A 3224-nucleotide genomic window follows, 5' to 3' on the forward strand; every position below is an offset into this window, starting at 1 on the left:
TTCATCATCCAGCCAGAAAGTTATGGAGCCACGGTTGATGAGGGCTTTATTGTAGGTGGGCCAGTTGGTGATTTTGAACTTTTGCTTTGCCACGGAACGGTCTGCGTTGTCGGGAAGATACGTGATCTGATCCTTCAACTCAGCAAAAGTTCGATTTATTCAACAAAACCAGTTACAGCCCTTCGGCGATGATTCTCGCCGCTGAAGCCAGCACATCGCGGCGGCTCTCTGCGTTCTGTTGCGGCTGGGTAAAATAGGTCACCAGAACCAGCGGCGCACGACCCTGCGGCCAGATCACCGCAATATCATTGGTGGTGCCGTAGTCGCCGCTGCCGGTCTTATCACCCACAGTCCACGACGTCGGTAAGCCGGCCCGAATGCTGGCTGCGCCGGTCGTATTGCCTTTGAGCCACGTCACCAACTGCGCCCGCTGGGTTTCGCCCAGCGCATGACCCAGCGTAAGCTGACGCAACGTCTGCGCCATCGCCCGCGGCGTGGTGGTGTCTCTCGGGTCGCCGGGAATGGCGGTATTCAGCGTAGGTTCAGTGCGATCCAGACGAAACGTCTCATCGCCGATCGCGCGGGCAAAAGCCGTCACGCCTCCCGGGCCACCGAGCTGGGCAATCAATTTGTTCATGGCGGTATTGTCGCTGTACTGCAACGCGGCCGCGCTCAGTTCTGCCAGCGTCATTGTGCCGTTGACGTGTTTTTCGGCAATCGGATTGTAGTTAACCAGATCGGCAGGCTTGATCTCGACAGGCTGATTAAGCAGCTGCTTTTGCGTTTCACTCTGCTTAAGCACCGCCGCGGCCGCCATAACTTTACTGGTACTGCACATTGGAAAGCGTTCATCACCGCGATAAAGCACCTGCGTATTATCTGCGGTATCGATGAGCGCGACGCCCAGCCGCCCTCCGCTGCTTTTCTCCAGCGCCGCCAGCTTTTGCTGCACCGCACTCGTCTGCGCATAAAGCGGCGCGCTGCCCAGCAGCAGCGGAATGCACGCCGCCGCCGCGAACATCATCCGTTGCACTCTCTTTGTCACCATCTCAAACTCCCAATACGGTCAATCCGTGTTACATCAGTATTCCCTAAATTCCACGTGTGTTTTTTATTAGCTTCAAAAATCACTATTTCACGAAGAATTTAGACTGCTTCTCACACATTGTAACATTATTTACAACCACCTTTCAATCATTTTTGATAAATCATTGATTTCATCTTTGCTGCAATGATACTTAATAAACTCTGCAAGTTATCCACAGAGCAACACTCAATTTTATTGATGATATTCTTATTATACCAGACATTTTTCATACACTCCCTTGTACGGATAGTTTTCCGACAACTTCATGATTACATATCTTGCGGTTTTGATTATTTTTGCTGCAAGAAATACATACTTCAAACGAAAGGTCTTTATTTGCTGTCTGTATTCTGAAGAGTCCAAGGAATCAAACTTGAACAACAAAAATAGGTTATATGAAAGCATCATCATTTGAAACACGGCTTCATTCGCCCAAAATGACTTTAGCAAGAGATGACCCACCGCCATGTCGTATTTGGCTTCTTTGATATAGTTTTCAGCATTACCACGCTTTTCATAGTATATAACTACTTTTTCAGAAAGCAAGGTAGTATTTGTTACAAAGAAAAAGTAGTCGTATTCGGAACCTTCTAAAAGTGATAATTGTGCTCTTTCTTTTTCTGGTTTCAGTACGCGAGATACGACAAATCTTCTGTCTTTTTCCCATTTAACTAATTTTGTATACAGTTCTGTAGTTTCTCTACCTTCTTCTCCTTTAACGAATACAATTGATGAATTCGTTGCTTGTGAGGTGAGTGTAGAATAACTTTTGGCTTTAATTAAATATTTGCATCCAAGAGATTCTATCGTTTCGATAATTTTTTCATCAAAGTAGCCACTATCCATTCGAAATAAAATTTCTAAATCGTCTGATTTGATGTTAGCAACAATTTCTTTGATCATTTCCGCAGCACCGTTTGCAGTGTAAGTATTGCCACTTCTTACAAATCCGGTAACATATGCTTTTAATTCGTCGCAAAATGCAAATTGGATATTGTAGCATCGGTTTCCCAGTTTCTTAGGATTATATCCTTTTGACGCACCTTCTTGATGACCTTCTACGTTAATTACACTACTATCAATATCAATCGTAATGGATGTCAATTTACTTTTAGCGAGCAGTTTTTTAAAGACTTTAAAATTAATGTCTCTAAACATTTGGGTTGTCTTGAAGTTGAAGTTTCCTAGAAACCGTGACACTGTTTCAGGTTCTTTTACGGAAATATCAAACTCGTTGACGAGGGGATCATTTTGAAGTAGCTTTAGACGTTCTAACTTATCAATGCCAATGAAGTGACCGCAGAGCATGGTCTTTATATGATTCATCTTGATTTTATTTGTTGAGTCATTATCAAATACGAGGTCATTTTCAATAAAATCAAAAATCCCATTGCTTTTTGCATTCTCAAGGAGCAGAAAAAGACCTGCATTTGATGTTAGATTCTTAGCTTTGAAATCAATTTTATTAATCATAATTAGAACCCCTTTTTACTACTTTTCTTACTATTATTTTACCATATATCGAGTCATAAAAGCTGATAATTTAACATATTTTTGAGCACTTTTCTTTCACCCAATGGGTGAAAGCTGAATTTCGAAGGAATGCATATTTATCAAGGCTTTGATTATGCTTTTTGAAGTACTGACGTAGAATCTAGGGAATACTACAACAGCAGAAGAATTAGCCTGAAATTAAAAGGTCTGACTCCAATTGAATATCGGAATCAGACCTATATGCCTCGTGTTTAACTGTCCAACTTTTTGGGGTCAGTACACCCTGGGGCTGCCACTCCAAACCCGAACAATTTGGATGGTAGTCCCTTCTTCGCATGGAGGCAATATAAACATGCTGACGAAATATGCCCTTGCGGCAGTCATAGTGCTGTGTTTAACGGTGCTGGGATTTACGCTTCTGGTCGGAGATTCGCTGTGTGAGTTCACCGTAAAGGAACGTAATATTGAGTTTAAGGCTGTTCTCGCTTACGAACCGAAGAAGTAGCCGTTGTGCGGGGAGCAATCCCATAAGCGCTAACTTAAGGGTTGTGGTATTACGCCTGATATGATTTAACGTGCCGATGAATTACTCTCACGATAACTGGTCAGCAATTCTGGCCCATATTGGTAAGCCCGAAGAACT

At 43.3% G+C, this 3224-nt stretch carries 4 protein-coding genes and 2 pseudogenes; 3 read left to right on the plus strand and 3 right to left on the minus strand.

What is annotated here, in order from left to right; genetic code table 11:
* The 3 genes and pseudogenes from K0778_RS25305 to K0778_RS25315 form a co-directional block, all read right to left on the minus strand.
* A pseudogene (locus tag K0778_RS25305) lies at nt 1-138 on the minus strand (IS5/IS1182 family transposase); the annotation flags it as partial.
* A gap of 34 nt (nt 139-172) precedes the next feature.
* On the minus strand, nt 173-1048 hold the full coding sequence (locus tag K0778_RS25310; RefSeq protein WP_001617865.1) for an extended-spectrum class A beta-lactamase CTX-M-14: 876 nt from the start codon (nt 1046-1048) through the stop codon (nt 173-175).
* A gap of 249 nt (nt 1049-1297) precedes the next feature.
* Nucleotides 1298-2560: an IS1380-like element ISEcp1 family transposase gene (locus K0778_RS25315; protein ID WP_153449164.1), complete on the minus strand. Its 1263-nt coding sequence runs from the start codon at nt 2558-2560 to the stop codon at nt 1298-1300.
* A gap of 186 nt (nt 2561-2746) precedes the next feature.
* Between K0778_RS25315 and K0778_RS25320 the strand changes: the two are divergent.
* The 3 genes and pseudogenes from K0778_RS25320 to K0778_RS28065 form a co-directional block, all read left to right on the plus strand.
* Nucleotides 2747-2836, plus strand: a pseudogene (locus tag K0778_RS25320) (IS3 family transposase); the annotation flags it as partial.
* A 97-nt stretch (nt 2837-2933) separates the two neighbouring features.
* On the plus strand, nt 2934-3086 hold the full coding sequence (gene hokE / locus K0778_RS25325) for a type I toxin-antitoxin system toxin HokE (protein WP_000956455.1): 153 nt from the start codon (nt 2934-2936) through the stop codon (nt 3084-3086).
* Nucleotides 3087-3162: 76 nt separating this feature from the next.
* Nucleotides 3163-3224, plus strand: a 62-nt coding sequence (locus K0778_RS28065) for a hypothetical protein (RefSeq protein ID WP_223671452.1), incomplete at its 3' end; no start/stop codon positions are given.

The organism is Escherichia sp. XD33, from assembly GCF_019375075.1.
Taxonomy (GTDB): Bacteria; Pseudomonadota; Gammaproteobacteria; order Enterobacterales; family Enterobacteriaceae; genus Enterobacter; species Enterobacter flexneri_A.